Below are 1,462 nucleotides of genomic sequence, written 5' to 3' on the forward strand. Positions count from 1 at the left end.
CCGCCCGGCCGGGCGGCCGGCGATCTGCCGCGGAACCTCCGGCCCGGGTCACCAGGGCCTGTCCGGCGGGCCGTGCCGCGGACGCCGACCGGCACGCCCGTCCGAGCCGGCCGGGCACCGCGGGATTCCTGCGGTTCGATCCGCCGGACAGGCCCTGGAGCCCCTCAGTGACCGGCGACCGGGTGCGGGGCGTAGGGCTGCCGGAGCTCCTCCAGCTCCTTGTCGGTCAGCTCCAGTTCGACGGCGGCCACGGCGTCCTCGACGTGGTGGGGTCTGGCCGCTCCGACGATGGGCGCGGTGACCGTGTCCTGGTGGAGCAGCCAGGCGAGGGCGACCCGGGCGCGCGGTACGCCGCGCCGCTCGGCGATGCGGGTGACCGCCTCGACGATCGCACGGTCCCCCTCCTGGTACAGGGTGCTGCCGAACACGTCGGTGGCGCTGCGCCCGGTGGTGGCGTCCCAGTCCCGGGTGAGCCGGCCCCGGGCGAGCGGGCTCCAGGGCAGGACGCCCACGCCCTGGTCGGCGCAGAGCGGCAGCATCTCGCGCTCCTCCTCGCGGTAGAGGAGGTTGTAGTGGTTCTGCATGGACACGAACCGGGTCCAGCCGTGCCGTTCCGCCGTGTACTGCGCCTTGGAGAACTGCCAGGCGTACATCGAACTGGCCCCGATGTAGCGCACCTTGCCCGCCTTGACGACGTCGTGCAGCGCCTCCATCGTCTCCTCGATCGGGGTCTCGGGGTCCCAGCGGTGGATCTGGTAGAGGTCGACGTAGTCGGTGCCGAGGCGGGTGAGGCTGTGGTCCAGCTCGGTCATGATCGCCTTGCGGGACAGGCCGCCGCCGTTGGGGCCGGGCCGCATCCGGCCGTGCACCTTCGTGGCGAGCACGATGTCGTCCCGGCGGGCGAAGTCGCGCAGCGCCCGGCCGACGATCTCCTCGCTGGTGCCGTCCGAGTACACGTTCGCGGTGTCGAAGAAGGTGATGCCCGCCTCCAGCGCCTGCCGGATCAGCGGGCGGGACGCCTCCTCGTCGAGGGTCCACTCGTGGTTGCCGCGGTCGGGCGCGCCGTAGGTCATGCACCCCAGACAGATCCGCGACACGTCCAGGCCCGTCGAACCGAGCTTCACGTACTGCATCGTTGCTGCTCCTGTCTGCGGGAACGGTTGTTGCCAGGGGGAGCGTACGGGTTGGTGCGCACTCGAAGCCGGGGCCGGCCCGTCGGCGTCCGGGGCGGAAAACCGATTGCCCGCCCCGGGCGGGAGGCCCCAGGATCCTGCCATGCCCGAGAGCGCCTTCCCGATGCCGCCGTCCGCCACCGCCCCCGCGGCGGGCCGACAGCGGCGGCCCGGCCCCCGGAGAGGTCCGGCACCGTCGCGCCCATGACGGCCGCCCTGCTCGCGGGGCTGCTCGCCGGCTACGGCATCGCCGTTCCCGTGGGCGCCGTCGGGGCCTACCTGGTCTCCCT

1 protein-coding gene and 1 pseudogene are annotated in these 1,462 nt (G+C 73.5%); one reads left to right on the plus strand and one right to left on the minus strand.

Annotation, left to right across the window (positions count from 1 at the left end; genetic code table 11):
* Positions 1 to 164: 164 nt before the first annotated feature.
* Entirely contained in the window at positions 165 to 1,133 is a 969-nt protein-coding gene (locus tag B7767_RS38855; RefSeq protein WP_085576066.1) for an aldo/keto reductase, read from the minus strand.
* Between the two features lie 54 nt (positions 1,134 to 1,187).
* On the opposite strand from B7767_RS38855, the pseudogene B7767_RS48800 reads away from it, so the two are divergent.
* A pseudogene (locus B7767_RS48800) lies at positions 1,188 to 1,462 on the plus strand (hypothetical protein); the annotation flags it as partial.

Source organism: Streptomyces sp. 13-12-16, assembly GCF_002114215.1.
In the GTDB taxonomy this organism is placed as follows: Bacteria; Actinomycetota; Actinomycetes; order Streptomycetales; family Streptomycetaceae; genus Streptomyces.

What these genes read in the sequence shown, in the direction of transcription:
- B7767_RS38855 (WP_085576066.1), bottom strand. Translation starts at nt 1,133, where the DNA reads ATGCAGTACGTGAAGCTCGGTTCGACGGGCCTGGACGTGTCGCGGATC.